This is a genomic window from Arthrobacter sp. PTI12, from assembly GCF_056679915.1.
Genome location: NZ_CM155256.1, coordinates 1,034,993 through 1,055,281 on the forward strand (window position 1 = coordinate 1,034,993; position 20,289 = coordinate 1,055,281).

Genomic DNA, 20,289 nt, shown 5'->3' on the forward strand with positions numbered 1-20,289 from the left:
CTAAGGAACTTCACATGTCTATCTTTCTGAACAAAGACTCCAAGGTGATCGTCCAGGGCATCACCGGCGGCGAAGGCACCAAGCACACCGCGTTGATGCTGAAAGCCGGCACGCAGGTGGTCGGTGGCGTCAACGCCCGCAAGGCCGGAACCACCGTCACTCACGGCGAAACTACCCTCCCCGTTTTCGGCACCGTGAAGGAAGCGATCGCCGAGACCGGCGCTGACGTCTCCATCATTTTCGTGCCGCCGGCATTCACCAAGGACGCAGTCGTTGAAGCGATCGACGCCGGTATCGGCCTGGTCGTCATCATCACCGAGGGTGTTCCCGTGCAGGACTCCGCGGAGTTCTGGGCGCTGGCGCAGTCCCGCGTGGACGAGAACGGCAAGCAGATCACCCGGATTATCGGCCCCAACTGCCCCGGCATCATCACCCCCGGGGAAGCACTGGTTGGTATCACTCCCGCGAACATCACCGGCAAGGGCGGTGTGGGCCTGGTCTCGAAGTCCGGCACCCTGACCTACCAGATGATGTTCGAGCTGCGGGACCTCGGCTTCTCCACCGCAATCGGCATCGGCGGAGACCCGGTCATCGGCACCACGCACATCGATGCCCTTGAGGCGTTCGAGGCGGATCCCGAGACCAAGGCGATCGTCATGATCGGCGAAATCGGCGGCGACGCCGAAGAGCGCGCAGCCGAGTTCATCAAAGCCAACGTGACCAAGCCGGTTGTGGGCTACGTTGCGGGCTTCACTGCCCCCGAGGGTAAGACCATGGGCCACGCAGGTGCAATCGTGTCCGGCTCGGCCGGTACTGCCCAGGCGAAGAAGGAGGCCCTCGAGGCCGCCGGCGTCAAGGTGGGGAAGACCCCGTCCGAGACTGCCCGCCTGTTGCGCGAGGTCTACGCGGCGCTCTAGGTTCGCATCCAACGACGACGGCCGTCATCTTCCCCGGGAAGGTGACGGCCGTCGTCGTTGGATGGTGATTGCTCGTTTCAGCGGGAAGAGGATGCGCGGCCGCCGAGCCTGTGGGTGATGTCCTTCGCTGCCAGGACACAGGCCGCCACGAGGGTGTCGAGTTGCTGCTCGTTCACGCGAAACCGCGGAGCTGAGATGAGCACGGCCGCAGCCACATCCCCGCGGTGGTCCCGAACCGGCACGGCGATGCCAACTTCCTCCACCGACGTTTCACCGAAGTTGACTGCATAGCCGAGGCTGCGCACGTCCCGGAGCCGGGTGAGATACGCGCCCAGTTGCTCGCTGTCGGGGGAGGGGTGCTGAATTGTCCCGCTGCCGAGAAGCTGCCGCACACGGTCCTCTTCCTCCAGGGCGAGGAAGACCTGAACGCTGGCGCTCAGTGCGGTGCTGTAGCTGGTGCCGAGGGGGGAGGTGTGTTTAACATTGTTCCTGCTGACCACTTGCTCCACAGTGATCGACTCCGTGCCGTTCCACAGCACCAGGGCAGAAGTTTCGCCGGTTTGCCGGCTCAGATCATCGAGTACCGGATGCGCGACTTTCCTGGCATCCAGATCCGCGAGGAGCGGACCGGCGAGCGTGATGATCCCCAGTCCGAGGCGGAAACGGCGGGAGAGCGGGTCGCGTTCGACGATGTTCTCGTTTTCGAGCGTCGCGAGGATTCGTGAGACCGTACTCTTGTGCAGGCCCACCTGTACCGCGATCTCTGTTACTCCCTGCAGTGGTTCTTCGATGCTGAAGCAACGCAGCACGTCGATCACATTAGAGATGACTGAGGCGCCTTTGCTGTCCCTGGATTCTGGTTGCGCTGTCATAGTGTCTTTCATCATTCCCTATCACGGCCTGTTCGGCATGAAACGCCGGCGGCGCCACCCGTCTGGGTGACGCCGCCGGCAGGAACGGTTGGGGTATTAGTTCAAATGTGCACCGCGGTCTGAAGCCACCAGCTCGGGTGTCGGTGATTCCTTCTCGTTCTGGGAGATCCCGAGGGCCGGTGGAGCAAGAGGTGCCGTCATGGTCCCGCCGCTCCGGAGGCGCTTGATGAAGTTGATGACCATGATGATCAGGATGAACGCCAGTGGGAAGGCGCCGATGATCGTGCCGGTCTGGACCGTCCCGATGACTGAGACCCCGCCAAGGACCAGGAGCGCTACGGTGACCGCCGCAATTGCCCCCACCAGCAGCACGCGGAACCACTTGCTGGGGCTCTTGGCCGAGGAGACGAACCCCGAAAGCGCGTGGACTCCCGAGTCCAGCGATGTGATGTAGTACGTGGCCACCAGAATGGTTGATACAACCATCAGAATCGTGCCGACGACTGGCACGAAGTCGAGCATCGCAAAGAGCCCGCTCTCGGTACTTTCGGCGATCTGTCCTGAAATGGCGCCGGCGCTGGCATTGTCATAAAAGTGCGCTGCGCCGCCGAGTACGCCGATCCACAGCATCACGATGACGGATGGGATGACCGTGACTCCAATGACGAACTCGCGGATGGTCCTGCCCCGCGAAATCCGGGCGATGAACGGGCCAACGAAGGCGGAGAATGCGATGACCCAGCACCAGATGAAGACGGTCCACCATCCATTCCAGCTGTCCTGCCAGCTGCCGATGCCGGCGCCCGCGACGTCGGACTCCGACCACAGACTCATTGCCAGAAAGTTCTGGAAGTATACGCCGAAGGTCTGCAGCACGGAGGACAGCAGGTAGACCGCAGGGCCGAAGAGCAGGACCGCGCCGACCAGCACGATGCTGAGAATTGAGTTCAGCTCGCTGATGCGCTTCATGCCTTTGCTGATGCCGAAGTAGACGGAGACGGCGGTAAGGGTAGCGAAAACCACCACGACGGCGATCCACACGGGCATCCCGCCGGTGATGGGGGTGAAGGAGGTGAGACCGAAGGTGAACTGGAGAGTGGCGAACCCGAACGAGGTGGCCAGGCCCAGCACGCAGGCTAGGATGGCGAGGACCTCGACCGCGACGCCGATGCTGCGCCGGGATTTCACCGGGAAGAAGTCAACGACGGCGTCCCGGAAGGTCAACTTCTTGCCGAGGTTGTAGTGCGAGTAGGCGAGGCAGATCGCGACGATGCAGTACATCGCCCATGCAGTCAGCCCCCAGTGGAAGTAGGACCACGCCATGGAACCATCCTGGGCCACACCGGCGTCGACACCGGTGAACAGCGGGCTCTCCTCCTTGAGCATGATCGGTTCGGCAACGGACCAGAAGATCAGCCCGATGCCCTGGCCGCATGCGAAGAGCATCGAGTACCAGGCGAACTTGCTGTAGTCCGGCTTGGCGCCTGCGCCGCCCAGCCGAATCCGGCCGTAACGGCCGAATGCGAGCCAGGCGCAGACCGCCAGGGCGAGAACAGAGAAGAGCACGAAGAACCAGGTGAAGTATTCGGTGACGAAGGTGCGGGCGGCACCGATGGCTCCGGCCGCCGCGTCGGGGGCGGCGATGGTTCCGACAAGGATGGCTACCACGAGAACCGCCGCCAGCCACTTGATCGCTGTATCGTCAACCGCCCTCCGCTTCTTCTGAACCGGTGTCTCCACCGCCTCCCCCATTCCCAGTGGTGCGTCCTCGTTGGGCACCGTGGTTGCAGCCGCTTGCTTGTTAGTGATCATCGTTGATCGCCTTTGAACTCATGGGAAATCGCGTCAGCCATGCTGCTCGATGCCCTTTTCAGTAGGATTTCTCCCTTGCCCGCAGAGGCGTTTGCGGCGGAGGATAGACATCCGGAGCCGGGAGTGAGCTCGGGACGGACTGGTAGCAGGTCGTAATTAGGCAGGACGGCAGGGGAAAAATCCTCGACCTTTCCCATGTCGACCCGTTCGGGGTAGAGGTGCAGCATCAGGGACGTCTCCAGCACACCGCCGTGCTCGACATCCCAACCGCCGAAACCTTCCGGGTAGAGTTCGCTGATTGTTGTGTCGTCAATGAAGTCCCAGTAGGAGAGCAGCATGACCCGGCGGTCGTCCATGCCGGCCAGCTGCAGCTCCCGGATGGCAAGGTCCACGCCTTCGTAGAGGAACTGGTAGTTCTCGAAGTGGCCGTTCACGAAAACGATCCGGCGCGCTCCATGGCGTGCCAGCTCAAGGGTGAGTGACTTGGCGATGGCGGCAACAGTGGCGCCGTCGAGGCTGGTGGTTCCGGGTAGGTGGTTGCCGCCGCCCGAGCGCTGCTGTGACTTGTAGCCGTACATGATGGGCGCAGCCACAATCGCACCAATCTGCTCGGCGACGGCCCCGGCCATCGCACGGGAGAGCAGAACATCAACGTTCAGCGGCATATGTGGTCCATGCTGCTCGATCGCGCCCGCGGGGATGAGGACGATTCCATCCTCGGCGCTGATCTTTTCGGAGTAGGTAAAAGCGTCGAGTTCTTCCATATACACGCTGGTGCGCGCCATGTGCGTTCTCCTGCTAGTTGGCAAAAGGTGGAGGGTCTGGCGGCGGCGCCGACGCCGGAAAGGGGGCGCCGCCGCCGTCATCACCGGCTTACGCGTCGATGATGTTGTGCTCGGGGCCGAAGCCGAACTTGGTGATGTTTTCGGCCCCGTCTTCGCCAACCACAAGGATGTCGTGTTCGCGGTACCCGCCGGCACCTGGTTCGCCGTCAGCCACGGTGATCATGGGCTCCATGGAGACAACCATGCCGGGTTCGAGGATGGTGTCGATGTCCTCGCGGAGCTCAAGGCCCGCTTCACGCCCGTAGTAGTGGGAGAGGACGCCGAACGAGTGGCCGTACCCGAACGTGCGGTTGGCGAGCAGTCCATGGCTGATGAAGATCTCATTGAGCTCGGCGGCGATGTCCTTGCACACGGCGCCGGGCTTGATGAGTTCGAGCCCGCGGCGGTGCACCTCGACGTTGATGTTCCACAGTTCCAGGCTGCGGTCGTCCGGCTGACCGAGGAACAGGGTGCGCTCCAGGGCGGTGTAGTAGCCGGAGGTCATCGGGAAGCAGTTCAGCGACAGGATGTCGCCGCGCTGCAGCTGGCGGGTGGTCGCCCAGTTGTGGGCGCCGTCGGTATTGATGCCGGACTGGAACCACACCCAGGTGTCGCGTACTTCGCGGTGCGGGAAGGTGCGTGCGATCTCGTGCACCATGGCTTCGGTGCCGATCAGCGCGACCTCGTATTCGCTGATGCCCTCGCGGATTGCGGCCTTGATGGCTTCGCCGCCCAGGTCACCGATCCGGGCACCGTGCTTAATGACCTCGATTTCCTCGGCCGACTTGATCATGCGCTGGCGCATCGCGTCTTGGGAAACGTCCAGCAGTTCGGCGCCGTCGAAAGCGGCCTGAATGCGCTGGCGGGTCATCAGCGGCAGCGCATCATCCTCGACGCCGATACGCCGGGCGCTGACTCCACGCTCGCGCAGGGCTTCCTGCAGACCGAAGTAGAAGTTGTCCCGCTTCCAGTCCGTGTAGACGATGTTCTCGCCGTAACTGGTGCGCCACGGCATGCCGGCATCGATGTTGGCGGTCACCGTAACCGAGTCATCGGCGGTGACAACCAGTGCGTAGTTACGGCCGAACGTCGTGTATAGGAAGTCCGAGTAGTACTTGATGCCGTGGTAGCTGGTGAGGATGACGGCGTCGAGCTCTTTTGCGGTCATAATCTGGCGCAGGCCGGCCAAGCGGCGTTCGAACTCAGCGTCCGGGAAGGTGAGGGGCTGCTTGGTTCCGTTGTGTAGAACCTTCAGACGTTCGAGGTCGGAAACGTTGAGGATAGAAGGGCTCAGCGTCATGATTTCTCCTTTGAAATGGGTATAACGAAAGTTCCGGTAAGGCATAGGAAGCGTTGCATTCTGCGCAACGTTGTTGCATCAGAGTAGATGTGCCGTGGGTCACGGTCAAGGTATTTCTTTTGCCGGGTGCGAGGACCCGTAACAATCACCGGCCGGCTAGGCGGAAGCGGCCCATCGCCTACGGCTTTACAGGACTGTGCGGATTGTCTTCTCAAAACTGGTGATGTGCTCCAGGGCAAGTTCCGACGCCTGATCCGCGTCGCCGTTGCCGATAGACCTAAGAAGCTCGACGTGTTCCGAGACGTGCCCAGCGACGGTCGGGACCTTGTCCAGGACCAGGCACCAGATCCGCGTGGCAAGGTTGTCCAGTCGGATCAGGGTGTCTTCAAGGTGCGGGTTTCCGGCTGTGCGATAGATGATCCGATGGACATTCAGGTCATACCGCATCAGGTCCGAAGTGTTGCCCGGGCCGGCCTCATCGAGGCGCTGGATTTCATCCGCCAAGGCGAACAGCTCTTGCCGCGAGCGGGAGTTGGCACCAAGTGCCGCCTTGCGGGCGGCTAACGGTTCAAGGACGCGGCGGAGCTCGGAAACATCCGCCAGGGCAGTGATGTCCACAATCGTGGCGAAGGTGCCCCTACGCGGGTAGGAGATCACCATGTGGTCCGTTTCCAGCCGCTTGAGCGCCTCTCGAACGGGGGTGCGTCCGATTCCCAGTTGGGCCGCAAGCTGCCCATCGTTGATCGGTTCACCGGGGCGGATGTCAAGCATGATCAGCCGGTCCCGGAGTTCCTGATAGGCGCGCTCCGCAAGCGACAGGTGCTCCGCAGTTGCCTCTGTGTATGCCTCGGTCACGCTCATGGGTTGTGTTTCCCTTCCCCGGCAGGTGCGCCGCACTCTCATCACGAAGCTTGTTGACGCTGTGTGATCTACAGCATACCATTTAGCTCATCACTGATATATCAGTCCCACATTAGTCTTCTAGCTTCAAGGAAGGGCCAATCGTGACGAACCTGTCTACTACGTTGGCTGCGGCGGATCCTGAGATCGCAGCCGCAATTGATCGCGAACTGGAGCGCCAGCAGTCGACGCTCGAAATGATCGCCTCCGAAAATTTCGCTCCCACGGCAGTGATGGAGGCGCAGGGCTCAGTCCTCACCAACAAGTACGCCGAAGGTTATCCGGGCAAGCGCTACTACGGCGGCTGCGAACACGTCGATGTGATCGAACAGCTCGCCATCGACCGGGTGAAGGAGCTTTTCGGGGCTGAAGCTGCCAATGTGCAGCCGCATTCAGGAGCACAGGCCAACGCCGCCGCCATGTTTGCACTGTTGCAGCCCGGTGACACCATCCTCGGCCTCAACCTTGCGCACGGCGGCCACCTCACCCACGGTATGAAGATCAACTTCTCCGGCAAGCTGTACAACGTCGTGCCCTACCATGTCCGGGAGGACGACCACCGTGTGGACATGGCGCAGGTCGAGGCATTGGCGCTCGAGCACCGGCCAAAAATGATCATCACCGGTTGGTCCGCCTACTCACGCCAGCTGGACTTCGCGGACTTCCGTCGCATCGCCGATCTGGTGGGTGCCTACCTCATGGTCGACATGGCTCACTTCGCCGGATTGGTCGCGGCGGGCCTCCACCCCAGTCCTGTGCCCTACGCCGACGTGGTTACCACCACCACCCACAAAACGCTCGGCGGTCCGCGCGGAGGCGTCATTCTCAGCCGCTCCGAGTATGCAAAGAAGATCAACAGTGCAGTCTTCCCCGGGCAACAGGGCGGTCCTCTGCAACACGTTATCGCGGCCAAAGCAGTTGCTTTCAGAATGGCCGCAACCCAGGAGTTCCGGGAACGCCAGCTGCGTACCCTCGAAGGCGCGAAGGCGCTCGCCGGGCGCTTGATGGAGGACGAGGTGGCTCGCGCCGGCATCTCGGTGGTCACCGGTGGGACCGACGTCCATCTGGTTCTTGTTGACCTGCGCAACTCCGAGCTGGATGGGCAGCAGGCTGAGGACCGGCTGCACCGCATCGGGATCACGGTCAACCGGAACGCCGTCCCGTTCGACCCGCGCCCGCCCATGGTCTCCTCGGGGCTGCGGATTGGCACACCCGCTCTGGCGACCCGGGGCTTCGGTGCCGGCGAATTCAACGAGGTGGCAGACATCATCGCTGCAGCCCTGACCCTCGAGCTGACCGAGGAACTGGAAGCGGAACTGCAGGGCCGCGTAGCTGTCCTCGCCGAGAAGTTCCCGCTCTACCCGAACCTGAACGGAGACCTGTCGTGAGCGCCGACCTGCTGCCGGAGCACCCGGAGTTCCTTTGGCACAACCCTGAGCCCAAATCCTCCTACGACGCCGTGATTGTCGGCGGCGGTGGACACGGACTGGCAACGGCGTACTTCCTGGCCAAAAACCACGGCATGACCAACATCGCCGTACTCGAACGTGGTTGGCTGGCCGGAGGCAACATGGCTCGCAACACGACGATCATCCGGTCCAACTACCTGTGGGATGAAAGTGCGGCGATTTACGAGCACTCACTCAAACTGTGGGAGCGGCTGCCGGAAGAATTGGAGTACGACTTCCTGTTCAGCCAGCGCGGCGTGATGAATCTCGCCCATACGCTGGGCGACGTCCGTGAGAGCATGCGCCGCGTCAACGCCAACCAGCTCAACGGTGTGGACGCCGAATGGTTGGATCCGCAGCAGGTCAAGGAACTCTGCCCCATCCTGAACATCTCCGACAACATCCGGTATCCAGTCCTGGGGGCCACCTATCAACCGCGCGCAGGCATCGCGAAACACGACCACGTGGCGTGGGCCTTCGCCCGCAAGTGCGACGAATTGGGGGTGGACATCATCCAGAACTGCGAGGTTACCGGCTTCATTAAGGACGGCAACCGGGTGGTCGGCGTGGAGACGAACCGCGGCCGGATCAACACCGGAGCTGTAGGGCTCGCCGCTGCAGGCCACAGCAGTGTTTTGGCGAAACTCGCAGGTTTCGATCTGCCGATCCAGTCCCACCCGCTACAGGCGCTGGTTTCGGAGCTTCATGAACCGGTTCACCCTACAGTCGTCATGTCCAACCACGTCCACGTCTACGTTTCACAGGCGCACAAGGGTGAACTGGTAATGGGCGCAGGGGTTGACTCCTACAGCGGCTATGGCCAGCGCGGATCCTTCCACGTGATCGAGGAACAGATGGCGGCCGCCGTCGAACTCTTTCCGATCTTCGCCCGTGCGCATGTACTGCGCACGTGGGGCGGGATCGTGGATGTCACACTCGATGCCTCGCCCATCGTGGGCAAGACGCCAGTCGACAATATGTACGTCAACTGTGGCTGGGGAACCGGCGGTTTCAAGGGGACGCCGGGCGCCGGCTGGGCTTTCGCACACACCATCGCCACCGGCGAACCGCACGAACTGAACGCACCGTTTGCGCTGGACCGCTTCGTCTCCGGCGCTCTTATCGATGAGCACGGCGCCGCCGCCGTAGCGCACTGAACCGACTCCACGAAAACAAAGGACAGTCATGCTACTGATCAACTGCCCCTGGTGCGGAGCCAGGGACGAGAACGAATACCACTATGGCGGCCAGGCCCATGTTGCCTACCCCGAGATTCCGTCCGACCTCAGCGACGAGGAGTGGGCGCGTTACCTCTTTTACAGGGAGAACCCGAAGGGAATCTCGGCGGAGCGTTGGGTGCACAGCACTGGGTGCCGCCGCTGGTTCAACGTGCTGCGGGACACCGTCACCTATGAGGTGCTCTCCGTCTACCGGATGGGACAGCCGCGCCCCGACACCAGCACCCTCACACCGTCCGGTGCGCCCGCCTTCGGACCAACGGGAGGACCCCGATGACACAGTTCCACCGTCTGCCCTCCGGCGGACATATTGACCGCTCCCGCCTGCTGCGCTTCACCGTCGATGGTGAGGAGCTCACCGGACACCCCGGCGATACCGTGGCATCCGCGCTTCTCGCCAATGGCCGGATCGCGGCTGCGCCCTCGCTCTACCTTGGGCGCCCGCGCGGAATCGTCAGCGCCGGGGTTGAGGAACCCAACGCCCTGCTTCGGGTTGAAGCCGCAGACGACGGCGGCACTGCCGAATCGATGCTTACCGCCACCACGGTGGAACTTGTCGACGGGCTCCGCGCGAGTTACTTGTCCGGGAGGGGCAAACTCGATCCCACCCCCGACGACGCCGTCTACGACAAGAAATACGTCCACACCGACGTTGCAGTCGTCGGTGGGGGGCCGGCTGGTCTGGCGGCGGCACGCGCCGCGGCAGCGACCGGCGCCCGCGTCATCCTTCTGGACGACCAGCCGGAGCCGGGCGGCTCAGTCCTGTCCGGCTCGCGCGGCGACGGTCCGGACCCGATCGTCGAAACCATTGATGGCGTACCTGCCCGTGAGTGGGTCCAGACCGTCGTCGCCGAGTTGGACGCCGCCCCCGAAACCACGGTGCTCAACAGGACCAGTGTTTTTGGCAGCTATGACGGCAATTACCTTATCGCCGTCCAGAACCGCACGGACCATCTGGCTGGTCCGGCGCCGGCAGGTGTCTCACGCCAGCGCGTCTGGCATATTCGGGCGGCCCAGGTTGTGCTGGCAACCGGCGCTCACGAACGACCGCTGGTGTTTCGGAATAACGACCGACCAGGCATCATGCTTGCGTCCGCGGTGCGCACGTACCTCAACAGGTATGCCGTGCTCGCCGGCCGCAACATAGTACTGGCAACCACCAATGACAGCGTCTATGTCGTTGCCCGGGACCTCGCAGCCGAAGGTGTCACCGTGACTGCAATTGTGGACACCCGGCAGGACCCGGGTGCTGCCGCAGAAGAGGCTGCGGCAGCAGGCATTCGCGTCATTGCGGGCAGTGCCGTCATCGACACCGAGGCCCGGGACAGCGGTATTTCCGCAGCTGAGGGCCGCATCACCTCGGTGACCGTCAGTGCGATCGACGACGGCGCGCTGACCGGCGAAGCAGAGAGCATCGACTGCGACCTCCTCGCCATCTCCGGCGGCTTCAGCCCCGTGGTCCATCTCCATAGCCAGCGGCAGGGAAAGCTGCGCTGGGACGAGGATCTGGTCGCTTTCGTACCCGCCGCCGAGGTGGAAGCGCAACAGGTCATCGGAGCTGCCCGCGGCACCTACCAGTTGTACGACTGTGTTGCCGAGGGCCTGTCCGCCGGCGCTATTGCGGCCTTCAACGCCGGTTTCGTGAGCGACGACGGCGTGACGGCCGGCTCCCTGCTCGCCGAAGCGCCGCGTGCGCACGGAATCACCCGCCCGCTGTGGCTTGCTCCCGCTCCCGACGGCGAGGGCTGGGACGAGCACTTCGTCGACCTCCAGCGCGACCAGTCGGTGGCCGACGTGCTTCGGGCAACCGGTGCCGGACTGCGCAGCGTGGAGCACATCAAGCGGTACACCTCCATCAGCACGGCCAACGACCAGGGCAAGACCTCCGGCGTCAATGCGATCGGCGTCATCGCCGCTGCATTGAACGGGAACGACGGCGGCACGAGCCTTGGTGAGATCGGCACCACCACCTTCCGCGCGCCCTACGCCCCGGTTGCCTTTGCGGCGCTCGCCGGACGGGAGCGCGGTGAGCTGTTCGATCCCGCTCGCATCACCTCGATCCACTCCTGGCACCTTGCCCACGGCGCCAAGTTCGAGGACGTGGGCCAGTGGAAGCGTCCCTGGTACTACCCACAGCCGGGTGAGGACATGGACACGGCGGTGCTGCGCGAATGCGCGGCTGTACGCGACAGCGTCGGCTTCATGGATGCAACCACCCTCGGGAAAATCGAAGTCCGGGGAAAGGACGCGGGAGAATTCCTCAACCGTATCTACACCAACGCCTTCAAGAAATTGGCTCCCGGTTCTGCCCGCTACGGCGTGATGTGCACCCCGGACGGCATGATCTTCGACGACGGCGTCAACCTCCGCCTGGACGAGGACCGCTACTTCCTCACCACTACGACCGGTGGCGCCGCGAAAGTACTGGACTGGCTGGAGGAGTGGTCGCAAACTGAATGGCCGGAACTCGATGTGGTGTTCACTTCGGTGACCGAGCAATATTCCACGGTCGCCGTCGTCGGGCCTAAATCGAGGGAGGTGATTGCCCGCCTGGCACCGGAACTTGATGTCTCCAACGACGCGTTCCCATTTATGACATTCCGGGAAGTTCTGCTCGAATCGGGAGTTTCTGCGCGGATCTGCCGGATCTCCTTCTCAGGCGAGCTTGCTTACGAAATCAACGTGGCGTCCTGGTATGGGTTGCACGTGTGGGAGTCGGTTGCCGAGGCAGGTGCGGAGTTCGGCATCACACCGTACGGCACCGAGACCATGCACGTACTGCGTGCGGAGAAGGGCTACCCAATTGTCGGCCAGGATACTGACGGCACCGTCACTCCGCAGGACGCCGGCATGGAGTGGATCGTCTCCAAGGCCAAAGACTTCATCGGCAAGCGCTCCTACGCGCGGCTGGACAGCAGCCGTCTGGACCGTAAGCACATGGTGAGCGTCCTGCCGGTGGATGGAACCATTCGCCTGCCCGAAGGTACGCAGTTGGTGGAGAAGGGCCGCTCCATCAATCCGGCCTACGGCCCGGTCCCGATGGAAGGGCACGTTACCTCGAGCTACCACAGCGCCGCACTGGGCAGGTCCTTCGGGCTGGCGCTGATCAAGAATGGCCGGAACCGCATCGGCGAAACACTCATTGCCCCGGTGAACGGGCAGCTGGTCGAGGTCACCGTTGGAGAAACCGTACTGTACGACGCCGAAGGGAGCCGTCGCGATGGCTGAGCAGGTAATCATCACATCACCGCTGGACACACGGGAAGGCACGGAGCAGCTGCGCCGGAGTCCGCTCGCTCACCTCGAAGAGAGGCTGCGGGCGGGAACCAACCAGGGCGCTGAACTTCACGAGGTCAGGTTCCTCACCATGGTGGGACTGCGCGCAGACCCCGCCTCCGAAGCAGGGGAGGCGCTGGCCACAGCTGTCGGCGCCCCGCTGCCGGCGCGCTGCGGCCAGGTCAGCGGCAGTCCGGATGGAACAGCCATCTTCTGGCAGGGACCGGATGAGTTCCTGCTGGTGGCACCCGATGGCTCCGACGTTGGAAAGGAACTCGCAACGGCGCTGGGAGATGCACCGGGCGCCGTCGTTGACCTCTCCGCCAACCGCACCACCCTGGAACTCAGCGGTCCGTCGGCCCGCAAAGTGTTGGAGAAGGGCTGTCCTCTCGACCTGCACCCTCGGGTGTTCAAGCCCGGCACAGCGGTGTCAACACTGCTGGGCCCGGTTCCGGTGCTGCTGTGGCAACTGGACGAGACTACGTACCGCATCATGCCCCGCGCATCTTTCGCCGAATACGTTGCACGCTGGCTTCTGGACGCCATGGCGGAGTTCGCCTCGCCTGAGGTTCCCTGATGGCGCTGAGCGTGCTCGATCTCTTCTCGATCGGTATCGGTCCTTCCTCATCCCACACGGTTGGACCGATGCGGGCCGCCAAGCGGTTTACGGATTCGCTCTGTGCAGAAGGCAGGCTGGAGGCCACCCACCGGGTCAGCGTCCAACTGTTCGGCTCTCTTGGAGCCACCGGGCGGGGCCACGGATCGGACCGCGCGGTGGTGCTCGGCTTGTTGGGAGAGGACCCGGAAACGGTGGATACCGGCACCGCCGGGCACAAGGTCGACACGGTACTTGCTGAAGGAAAGCTCTCTTTGGCCGGAAACCGTCCGATCGAGTTCGCGGGCTCCGAGGACCTGGTGCTGCATCGCCGAAAATCTCTGCCACACCACCCGAACGGCATGACCTTCCGGGCGCTTGCAAACGACGGCGGCACGCTGGTTGAGCGGACGTATTACTCCGTGGGCGGCGGCTTCGTCGTGGACGAAGCCGCCGCCGGTGCTGACCGGATCAGTTCCGATGACACGGTGTTGCCGTACCCCTTCACAACGGGAGCGGAACTCCTGAAGCAATGCGCGCGGACGGGCAAGAGCATCAGCGGTGTGATGGCAGCCAATGAGCTGGTCTGGCGCAGCGAGGAGGAACTGAGGAACCGGCTCCTGCACATCTGGTCCGTCATGCAGGAGTGCGTGACAAACGGCTGTAGCACTGACGGAACCCTTCCCGGGGGACTGAAGGTCCGGCGTCGTGCGCCGCAGCTGCTGCGGGAGCTGACCGAGGCTGCGGACGAGAATGATCCACTGCGTGCCATGGGTTGGGTGAACCTCTTTGCGCTCGCCGTCAACGAGGAAAATGCGGCGGGTGGGCGCATCGTCACCGCGCCCACCAATGGAGCCGCGGGAATTGTCCCTGCGGTATTGCACTATTACATGAAATTTGTGCCAGGGGCCGACGACGACGGCGTCATCCGCTTCCTGCTCACGGCGGCGGCGATCGGGATACTGTTCAAGGAAAATGCCTCGATCTCTGGCGCGGAGGTCGGTTGCCAGGGTGAGGTGGGCTCCGCTTGTTCAATGGCCGCCGGCGCTCTCTGTGAGGTACTGGGCGGCTCCCCGGAGCAGGTTGAGAAGGCTGCTGAAATGGGGATCGAGCACAACCTCGGGCTCACCTGCGACCCTGTGGGCGGGCTGGTGCAGGTGCCCTGCATCGAGCGGAACGCCATCGCCAGCATCAAGGCCATCAACTCTGCGCGCCTGGCGCTAAGCGGGGACGCCGGGCACATTGTGTCGCTCGATCAGGCCATCAAAACCATGCGGGATACCGGAGCCGACATGAAATCCAAGTACAAGGAAACCTCCCGCGGCGGTCTCGCCGTGAATGTGACGGAGTGCTGAAATGATGAAGCTGACGAGCCCCCTCCAGGCGCCCGCTGTTGAGGCGCGAACGACTATCGAGCACGTGCTGACCCTCGACTGTGCAGAAGCACCGGGAATTGTGCATGCCGTGACTGGGTTCCTGTTGGAACACGGCTACGACATCGTGGACAACCAGCAGTTCGGGGACCGGTGCCGTGGGCACTTTTTTATGCGCCTCCATGTCGCGCGCCGCGTTGAAGCTGACGCCGGCGTCGGCATCGAGGGAGAAACGCCCGCCGCAGAAGAGGCGGAGGAGCGGTTCCGGGCTGATTTTGCGCCGTTGGCCGAACGTTTCGGAATGCGGTGGGAGCTTCATCGGCACGGTGCAAAGCGGCGGGTCCTGATTATGGTCTCCAAGTTCGGCCACTGCCTCATCGACCTGCTTTTCCGGGCGGCAAGCGGGGAACTGCCTATCGAGATCGTTGCGGTGGTGTCCAACCACCGGGACCACGAGGCGCTGGTGGAGTGGCACAAAATCCCGTTCTTTCATATCCCGGTGACGCGCGAGACCAAGCCGGCCGCAGAAGCGAGGCTGCTTGAACTCGTCGACGAGCTCGACGCTGAACTGGTGGTCCTCGCTCGCTATATGCAGGTACTCAGCGACGAACTGGCCACCCGGCTGACCGGACGCACCATCAACATCCACCATTCGTTCCTTCCCAGTTTCAAGGGGGCCAAACCGTACCATCAGGCGTACGAGCGCGGAGTCAAAACCGTCGGAGCTACGGCACACTACGTGGATAGTGAGCTGGACGAGGGTCCGATCATTTCGCAGCAGGTGATGGAGGTCGATCACACCTACGGCCCGGAGGAATTAGTGGCCGCCGGGCGGGACACCGAGTGCAGGGCGCTGTCCAATGCCGTGAAGTGGCACTGTGAAGGCCGCGTGATCCTGCGCGACAACCGGACGGTCCTGCTCCGGTAGCGCGCCGTCGTCGTCGCTATAGAGCCCCGCCGGGTGCGCAGATAGACAACGCTTGGAGTGTTGAATTCCACGGTTGTCTGCTCCCTCCTGCGGGGTTCTTGGGTTTGCAGTACTGCAACGTTGCAGTTGTGCAGAATTCCTTCCTATGCCACAATAGTTCGGTGAGTCAACTAATTTCGCTGCGTGAACGCAAGCGCACCGAGACCTGGACCGCACTGCACGACGCCGCAGCGCGCCTCACGCTCGAACGTGGACCGGAGGCGGTCACAGTCGAGCAGATCGCTGCCAGCGCCAGCGTGTCGCCACGGACGTTCTTCAACTACTTCAGCACCAAGGAAGACGCGATTCTGGGGCTGCAGGAACCGAGGATCGACGAAGAGCTGATCGCAGACTTGTCTCCCGGGCATGACCTGTTGGAGCAGGTTTCGCGGCTGCTGATGGCTGTGGTGCACTCCACCGAGGGCGGCGAAAGGGAGGCAAGCCGCCGCATCGACGTGCTCACCGCATATCCGTTCCTGCGCCAGCGCCGATACGCCTACTTCGTGCGCGTGGAGCAGCTGGTGCGTGACGTCGTTGCCGCCTCGCTGACTGATTCCGGTCGCTGGCAGGCCGCGCTGAGCCGAAATTCCGCTGAAGACGTGGCGCGCATGATTGTCCTCGTGGCTGGAGCCCCCATGCGCTACGCGTTCCAGCAAACCGCCGATTCACCCACGATTGACAACCAGTTCTCCGCTCTTGCCGGCGCCACCGCGCTGCTTCGGGAAGTTCTTGAGGAAATTCGATGACCACTACCGTCCCACGCAAGGAATCAGGGCTGCTCCTGCTCTTTGTCGGCCTGATGCTCTCCATGCTGCTCGCCGCCCTGAACCAGATGATCCTCAGCACTGCGCTGCCCACGATTGTCGGTGAGCTCAACGGAGTGGACCAGATGCTCTGGGTCATCACCGCATACATCCTGGCTGCGACCATCGTGATGCCCATCTACGGCAAGCTCGGTGACCTCATCGGCCGTAAAAGCCTGCTGCTCTTTGCCATTGCAATCTTCATGGCGGGATCGATCGTTGGCGGGCTTGCGCCGAACATGGAATGGCTCATCGTCGGACGCGCGGTTCAGGGTCTCGGCGGCGGTGGGCTGATGATCCTCTCCCAGGCCATCATTGCCGACGTCGTTCCTGCCCGGGAGCGCGGCAAGTATATGGGTGCCATGGGAGGCGTGTTTGCCTTCGCATCAGTGGCCGGCCCGCTGCTGGGCGGCTGGTTCACCGAAGGTCCGGGCTGGCGGTGGATGTTCTGGATCAACATGCCGCTGGGTGTTTTGGCCATCGTTGTAGTGCTGTTCTTCCTGCACCTGCCCGCGCGCGAGCGGGTGCATCCACACGTGGATATCGCGGGGATGGTGCTGCTCGCTATTGCAACGACGTCGCTGGTGCTTGTGGGCACCTGGGGCGGCACCGAGTATCCGTGGTTGTCCGCGCCGATCCTTGGACTGTTTGCCCTCGCTGTCGTGACGGGACTGATGTTCGTCGCTGTGGAGCGGCGGGCAAAGGAGCCGATCCTGCCAATGAGCCTGTTCCGGGAGCGGAACTTTGTCCTCACCACCTCAGGCGGCCTGTTGATCGGTGTCACGATGTTCGGCGCCATCGGCTACCTGCCCACCTATCTGCAGATGGTGACCGGCGCCAGTGCCACCAACGCAGGCCTGCTCATGATCCCGATGATGGGTGCGCTCATCCTGACCTCCACAGGCTCTGGAATTCTCGTCAGCAAGACCGGCCGCTACAAGTGGATGCCGATTGTCGGATCGCTCGGTGTCGCTGTGGCGCTGCTGCTGCTCTCAACCATCAGTCCGACCACGCCGGTCTGGATGATCTGCGTGTACATCGCCATCATGGGTGCCGGGCTGGGCCTGAGCATGCAGATTCTGGTGCTGATCGTCCAGAACACGTTCCCGAACCGCGTGGTGGGCACGGCGACGGCCTCTAACAACTACTTTCGCCAGATCGGTGCAACCCTGGGTTCGGCGGTGGTGGGCAGCCTCTTCACCGCGCGGGTGGGGGAGTTGCTGCGGGAGCGGCTCCCCGCGGGTGGCGCTGCGCTGGAAGGAGGAGCGAAGTCGCTCACTCCCGAGCTGGTCAGCGCACTGCCCGCCGCCCTGCAGTCCCCGATCATCCAGTCCTACAACGACGCACTGACCCCGCTGTTCCTCTACATGGCACCGCTCGGTGTGATCGCCGCAGTACTCCTCGCGTTTGTCCACGAGAAGGCGCTGTCAACGGTCATCGAGCGGGACACAAAGGTGGAGCGAGACGCCGGCCTCCCGCCTGAGCCGGTAGAGCAGCTCTCGCGTTAGCCCGACGCGTCCGGGCGTTTCGCGAGGGCGGCGTCGGGCAGAATGAACACATGGCTACCCCTTACCTGATCCGCCGAGAGCGCTTCATCCCCGCCCCTGCTTCCGCTATCTTCGACGTGCTCGCCACGCCCGCGTTGCACAGCGTGATTGACGGCTCAGGCACCGTCACAGGTGTTCAGCCCAACGGCCCGGAGCGGCTCTCTCCGGGCGCCCGCTTCGGAATGGACATGAAGATCGGGACGCCCTACAAAATCCTCAACACGGTTGTCGAATTCGAGGAGGGCAAGCGGATTGCCTGGCGGCACTTTGCCCGCCATATCTGGCGCTACACCCTTCAGGAGCACGACGGCGGCACGTTGGTTGCGGAGGAATGGGACGCCCGCGCTGTTCCCGGCAAGCCCGTGCTCAGGTTGCTGGGATTCACGAGGGCCCACCCGGAATCGATCGAACGCACGCTTGAGAACCTCGAGCGGTACGTCACCGCAGGTCCCCGCGCATAGGGGCTCAAGGAGAAGTAGTCAATACCGCAGCGGAGAAACGATGAGAAGATTTTTAAGATAACGATCTGATAAATACATTGCGGTAGTCAGCATGCTTATGTTCTTCTGTAGAAGAACTGCCCCAGCTCTTCGACAAGAGGTGAAAGCATGCGCACAGCCGCCCGCCCCCGGAGTGTCAGCTCCCGCAACGTTCCGGCGAACCGCCGAGGGAATAGCAGGCTGCAGAGTGCAATGCAGGAGGAGATTGCACTTGAGCACCTCCATCTTGCTGAAGCAATCGCGCGCGGATTTTCTCCGTTTGCCAACGACGCCGCCGACGTCTGCCAGGTTGCCTATCTGGGCCTGATGAAGGCGGCCAAGCGCTTCGACCCGGAGCTGGGCATCGACTTCGCAGCCTATGCGGTGCCGACCATCCGGGGAGAAGTCAAGCGCTACCTGCGGGATTGCTGCTGGATGGTCCGCCCGCCGCGGGAACTCCAGGACCTGAAGTCGACAGCCGCCAAGGCTGACTCGGAGCTTGCCCAGCACCTGGGCAGGGAGCCCTCCCTCACCGAACTGTCCAAACACCTCGAGAAGGATCCGGCAACAGTGGCCGAAGCCCTGAGCTGTGGAGGAAGCCAGCGGCCCGAGTCCCTTGACACGTCCGCGGAGGGACCGGGCTGGGCGGAGATTCTGCCTGCCGAGGATGACCCGTTCGCCCATACCGACGACGTGCTCGCCCTGCGTGCTGTGGTTCACGAACTCTCTGCGCGGGAGAAGGAGCTGCTGTACCGGCGGTATTTCCATGAGGAAACTCAGGACCGAATTGGCCGCCGGCTGGGGATGACCCAGATGCAGGTCTCACGTCTTCTTGCCCGGACTCTCGTGAAGCTGCAAAAACGCCTTCTCGACGACGCCGGTCCTCACCGCGCAGACCCCTCTCCCGTTCTGAAGATAACGGGACCGGACCGGGCTACCAGTATTGCCTGAGCCGGTCTAGCTCCGGATACCCAGCTCCGCTGCGGCACGCAGAACGTCTTCCGGGGTGACCGCCAGAATCGCAGGATCCGGGTCAGTGGCGAACGTTTCGCCGCGGCGCACCGACTCGTCCGTGAGCACAAGGTGCGGACCCGGCGGTGGGCCCCATTCCGCTACCGGGGCAGGACCGAACAGCACCACCGACGGCCGCGCGTACGCCGAGGCGAGGTGCGCTGCGCCCGTGTCCGCCGAGATGACCAGCTCAGCTGAAGCAATCAACGCGGCGAACTCGAGCAACCCCAACCGGCCGGCCACTACCTGCTCGTCCGGAAGCCCGGCCGTCTGCGCCACTGCCTCCGCCCGGGCACGCTCAGCCGCGCTGCCGGTCAACAGCACCAGGTGCCCTGCATCCGACAGGGAACGGGCGACGTCGGCAAACCGCTTGACCGGCCAGAGCCGGCTCCCATAGGCCGCGCCGACGTGGATGACAACCGCGCCCGGTGCCGGGCTTTCGACAGCTGGCGGCCGGAGGAGATAGTCCAGCGGGTCTGCCTCGATGCCGTGCGCACTCACCAGGTGCGCCCACCGATACCTCTCATGGACACCGTCCTCCCATTCGGGGCCGGACCAGCCGGGTGCTTGATGCCCGATCCGGCGTGTTGCTTCCAGCGCCTCGAGCCTCCCGCGGCTTTCGGGACCGTTCCCGTGGAGGTTCACCGCGACCTCCACCCTGCCCGGGCGCAACGCCAGCGGCTCATCGAGCCCGTGGGTGGGCAGCAGCGCGTCCACTGCATCGGTGAGCCCGACGATCGGTTCGAGCCAGGACTGCGCGGCGTACAGGATGCGGTGATCCGGGAAGGCTCGCCGCAGCCCGCGCAGAGCGGGCACCGCGACCAGCAGGTCTCCCAGTTTCAGTGCACGAAGCGCCAGCACCTCGGGGCGTCCATCCGGCTCAAGTGCTTCCACGGCGGTGTCAGGCAGCATGATCTTCATCCTGCC

The 20,289-nt window shown here is 63.4% G+C and carries 18 protein-coding genes; 12 read left to right on the plus strand and 6 right to left on the minus strand.

The window, feature by feature from the left end:
• Positions 1-14 precede the first annotated feature (14 nt).
• The gene (gene sucD, locus AC1MBU_RS05155; protein WP_056550075.1) at positions 15-917 is read left to right on the plus strand and encodes a succinate--CoA ligase subunit alpha; all 903 of its coding nucleotides are present in this window, start codon (positions 15-17) and stop codon (positions 915-917) included.
• Positions 918-994: 77 nt separating this feature from the next.
• On the opposite strand, the gene AC1MBU_RS05160 is transcribed toward sucD, so the two are convergent.
• From AC1MBU_RS05160 to AC1MBU_RS05180, 5 genes are all read right to left on the minus strand, one after another.
• Positions 995-1,789 (minus strand): IclR family transcriptional regulator, encoded by a 795-nt coding sequence (locus AC1MBU_RS05160; RefSeq protein ID WP_346028698.1) that lies wholly within the window; start codon positions 1,787-1,789, stop codon positions 995-997.
• A gap of 96 nt (positions 1,790-1,885) precedes the next feature.
• The gene (locus tag AC1MBU_RS05165) at positions 1,886-3,601 is read right to left on the minus strand and encodes a BCCT family transporter (protein ID WP_346028697.1); all 1,716 of its coding nucleotides are present in this window, start codon (positions 3,599-3,601) and stop codon (positions 1,886-1,888) included.
• Positions 3,598-4,386 carry a creatininase gene (locus AC1MBU_RS05170; protein ID WP_346028696.1) on the minus strand — a complete coding sequence of 263 codons (789 nt, stop codon included), beginning with the start codon at positions 4,384-4,386 and terminating at the stop codon, positions 3,598-3,600. The genes AC1MBU_RS05165 and AC1MBU_RS05170 overlap by 4 nt, the downstream gene beginning before the upstream one ends.
• Positions 4,387-4,474: 88 nt before the next feature.
• Positions 4,475-5,725: a M24 family metallopeptidase gene (locus AC1MBU_RS05175; protein ID WP_479789070.1), complete on the minus strand. Its 1,251-nt coding sequence runs from the start codon at positions 5,723-5,725 to the stop codon at positions 4,475-4,477.
• A gap of 186 nt (positions 5,726-5,911) precedes the next feature.
• Complete coding sequence (locus AC1MBU_RS05180; protein ID WP_471672904.1) at positions 5,912-6,586, minus strand: GntR family transcriptional regulator; 675 nt, start codon at positions 6,584-6,586, stop codon at positions 5,912-5,914.
• A 143-nt stretch (positions 6,587-6,729) separates the two neighbouring features.
• Between AC1MBU_RS05180 and glyA the strand changes: the two genes are divergently transcribed.
• The 11 genes from glyA to AC1MBU_RS05235 all read left to right on the plus strand — a co-directional run bounded on the left by glyA (position 6,730) and on the right by AC1MBU_RS05235 (position 19,302).
• Positions 6,730-8,013, plus strand: a complete 1,284-nt coding sequence (gene glyA, locus AC1MBU_RS05185; RefSeq protein ID WP_428831049.1) for a serine hydroxymethyltransferase — start codon at positions 6,730-6,732, stop codon at positions 8,011-8,013.
• A complete protein-coding gene (locus tag AC1MBU_RS05190; protein WP_471672905.1) occupies positions 8,010-9,230 on the plus strand; it encodes a sarcosine oxidase subunit beta family protein in 1,221 nt (406 codons plus the stop codon). The genes glyA and AC1MBU_RS05190 overlap by 4 nt, the downstream gene beginning before the upstream one ends.
• 28 nt (positions 9,231-9,258) lie before the next feature.
• Complete coding sequence (locus tag AC1MBU_RS05195; RefSeq protein ID WP_471672906.1) at positions 9,259-9,588, plus strand: sarcosine oxidase subunit delta; 330 nt, start codon at positions 9,259-9,261, stop codon at positions 9,586-9,588.
• A complete protein-coding gene (locus tag AC1MBU_RS05200; RefSeq protein ID WP_479789076.1) occupies positions 9,585-12,539 on the plus strand; it encodes a 2Fe-2S iron-sulfur cluster-binding protein in 2,955 nt (984 codons plus the stop codon). The genes AC1MBU_RS05195 and AC1MBU_RS05200 overlap by 4 nt, the downstream gene beginning before the upstream one ends.
• The gene (locus AC1MBU_RS05205; protein WP_346028690.1) at positions 12,532-13,164 is read left to right on the plus strand and encodes a sarcosine oxidase subunit gamma; all 633 of its coding nucleotides are present in this window, start codon (positions 12,532-12,534) and stop codon (positions 13,162-13,164) included. Before AC1MBU_RS05200 ends, AC1MBU_RS05205 begins: the two co-directional genes overlap by 8 nt.
• The gene (locus AC1MBU_RS05210; protein WP_479789080.1) at positions 13,164-14,537 is read left to right on the plus strand and encodes an L-serine ammonia-lyase; all 1,374 of its coding nucleotides are present in this window, start codon (positions 13,164-13,166) and stop codon (positions 14,535-14,537) included. The genes AC1MBU_RS05205 and AC1MBU_RS05210 overlap by 1 nt, the downstream gene beginning before the upstream one ends.
• A 4-nt stretch (positions 14,538-14,541) precedes the next feature.
• The gene (gene purU / locus AC1MBU_RS05215) at positions 14,542-15,483 is read left to right on the plus strand and encodes a formyltetrahydrofolate deformylase (RefSeq protein ID WP_479789719.1); all 942 of its coding nucleotides are present in this window, start codon (positions 14,542-14,544) and stop codon (positions 15,481-15,483) included.
• Between the two features lie 161 nt (positions 15,484-15,644).
• A complete protein-coding gene (locus AC1MBU_RS05220; RefSeq protein WP_346028687.1) occupies positions 15,645-16,268 on the plus strand; it encodes a TetR/AcrR family transcriptional regulator in 624 nt (207 codons plus the stop codon).
• The gene (locus tag AC1MBU_RS05225; protein ID WP_479789084.1) at positions 16,265-17,833 is read left to right on the plus strand and encodes an MDR family MFS transporter; all 1,569 of its coding nucleotides are present in this window, start codon (positions 16,265-16,267) and stop codon (positions 17,831-17,833) included. The genes AC1MBU_RS05220 and AC1MBU_RS05225 overlap by 4 nt, the downstream gene beginning before the upstream one ends.
• Before the next feature lie 50 nt (positions 17,834-17,883).
• Positions 17,884-18,333, plus strand: a complete 450-nt coding sequence (locus AC1MBU_RS05230) for an SRPBCC family protein (RefSeq protein WP_277358956.1) — start codon at positions 17,884-17,886, stop codon at positions 18,331-18,333.
• Between the two features lie 147 nt (positions 18,334-18,480).
• Complete coding sequence (locus tag AC1MBU_RS05235) at positions 18,481-19,302, plus strand: sigma-70 family RNA polymerase sigma factor (protein WP_479789088.1); 822 nt, start codon at positions 18,481-18,483, stop codon at positions 19,300-19,302.
• 6 nt (positions 19,303-19,308) lie between these two features.
• Here the strand turns inward: AC1MBU_RS05235 and AC1MBU_RS05240 are convergent, their stop codons facing one another.
• Positions 19,309-20,274, minus strand: a complete 966-nt coding sequence (locus tag AC1MBU_RS05240; protein ID WP_479789090.1) for a glycosyltransferase family 9 protein — start codon at positions 20,272-20,274, stop codon at positions 19,309-19,311.
• Between the last annotated feature and the right edge of the window lie 15 nt (positions 20,275-20,289).

Excerpts from the sequence above, each read along its gene's own strand:
- AC1MBU_RS05165 (WP_346028697.1), bottom strand. The coding sequence starts at position 3,601 with ATGATCACTAACAAGCAAGCGGCTGCAACCACGGTGCCCAACGAGGAC.
- AC1MBU_RS05205 (WP_346028690.1), top strand. The coding sequence starts at position 12,532 with ATGGCTGAGCAGGTAATCATCACATCACCGCTGGACACACGGGAAGGC.
- sucD (WP_056550075.1), top strand. The coding sequence starts at position 15 with ATGTCTATCTTTCTGAACAAAGACTCCAAGGTGATCGTCCAGGGCATC.
- AC1MBU_RS05225 (WP_479789084.1), top strand. The coding sequence starts at position 16,265 with ATGACCACTACCGTCCCACGCAAGGAATCAGGGCTGCTCCTGCTCTTT.
- AC1MBU_RS05235 (WP_479789088.1), top strand. The coding sequence starts at position 18,481 with ATGCGCACAGCCGCCCGCCCCCGGAGTGTCAGCTCCCGCAACGTTCCG.
- AC1MBU_RS05200 (WP_479789076.1), top strand. The coding sequence starts at position 9,585 with ATGACACAGTTCCACCGTCTGCCCTCCGGCGGACATATTGACCGCTCC.
- AC1MBU_RS05195 (WP_471672906.1), top strand. The coding sequence starts at position 9,259 with ATGCTACTGATCAACTGCCCCTGGTGCGGAGCCAGGGACGAGAACGAA.
- AC1MBU_RS05180 (WP_471672904.1), bottom strand. The coding sequence starts at position 6,586 with ATGAGCGTGACCGAGGCATACACAGAGGCAACTGCGGAGCACCTGTCG.
- AC1MBU_RS05175 (WP_479789070.1), bottom strand. The coding sequence starts at position 5,725 with ATGACGCTGAGCCCTTCTATCCTCAACGTTTCCGACCTCGAACGTCTG.
- AC1MBU_RS05210 (WP_479789080.1), top strand. The coding sequence starts at position 13,164 with ATGGCGCTGAGCGTGCTCGATCTCTTCTCGATCGGTATCGGTCCTTCC.
- AC1MBU_RS05170 (WP_346028696.1), bottom strand. The coding sequence starts at position 4,386 with ATGGCGCGCACCAGCGTGTATATGGAAGAACTCGACGCTTTTACCTAC.
- AC1MBU_RS05160 (WP_346028698.1), bottom strand. The coding sequence starts at position 1,789 with ATGACAGCGCAACCAGAATCCAGGGACAGCAAAGGCGCCTCAGTCATC.
- AC1MBU_RS05240 (WP_479789090.1), bottom strand. The coding sequence starts at position 20,274 with ATGCTGCCTGACACCGCCGTGGAAGCACTTGAGCCGGATGGACGCCCC.
- AC1MBU_RS05230 (WP_277358956.1), top strand. The coding sequence starts at position 17,884 with ATGGCTACCCCTTACCTGATCCGCCGAGAGCGCTTCATCCCCGCCCCT.
- purU (WP_479789719.1), top strand. The coding sequence starts at position 14,542 with ATGAAGCTGACGAGCCCCCTCCAGGCGCCCGCTGTTGAGGCGCGAACG.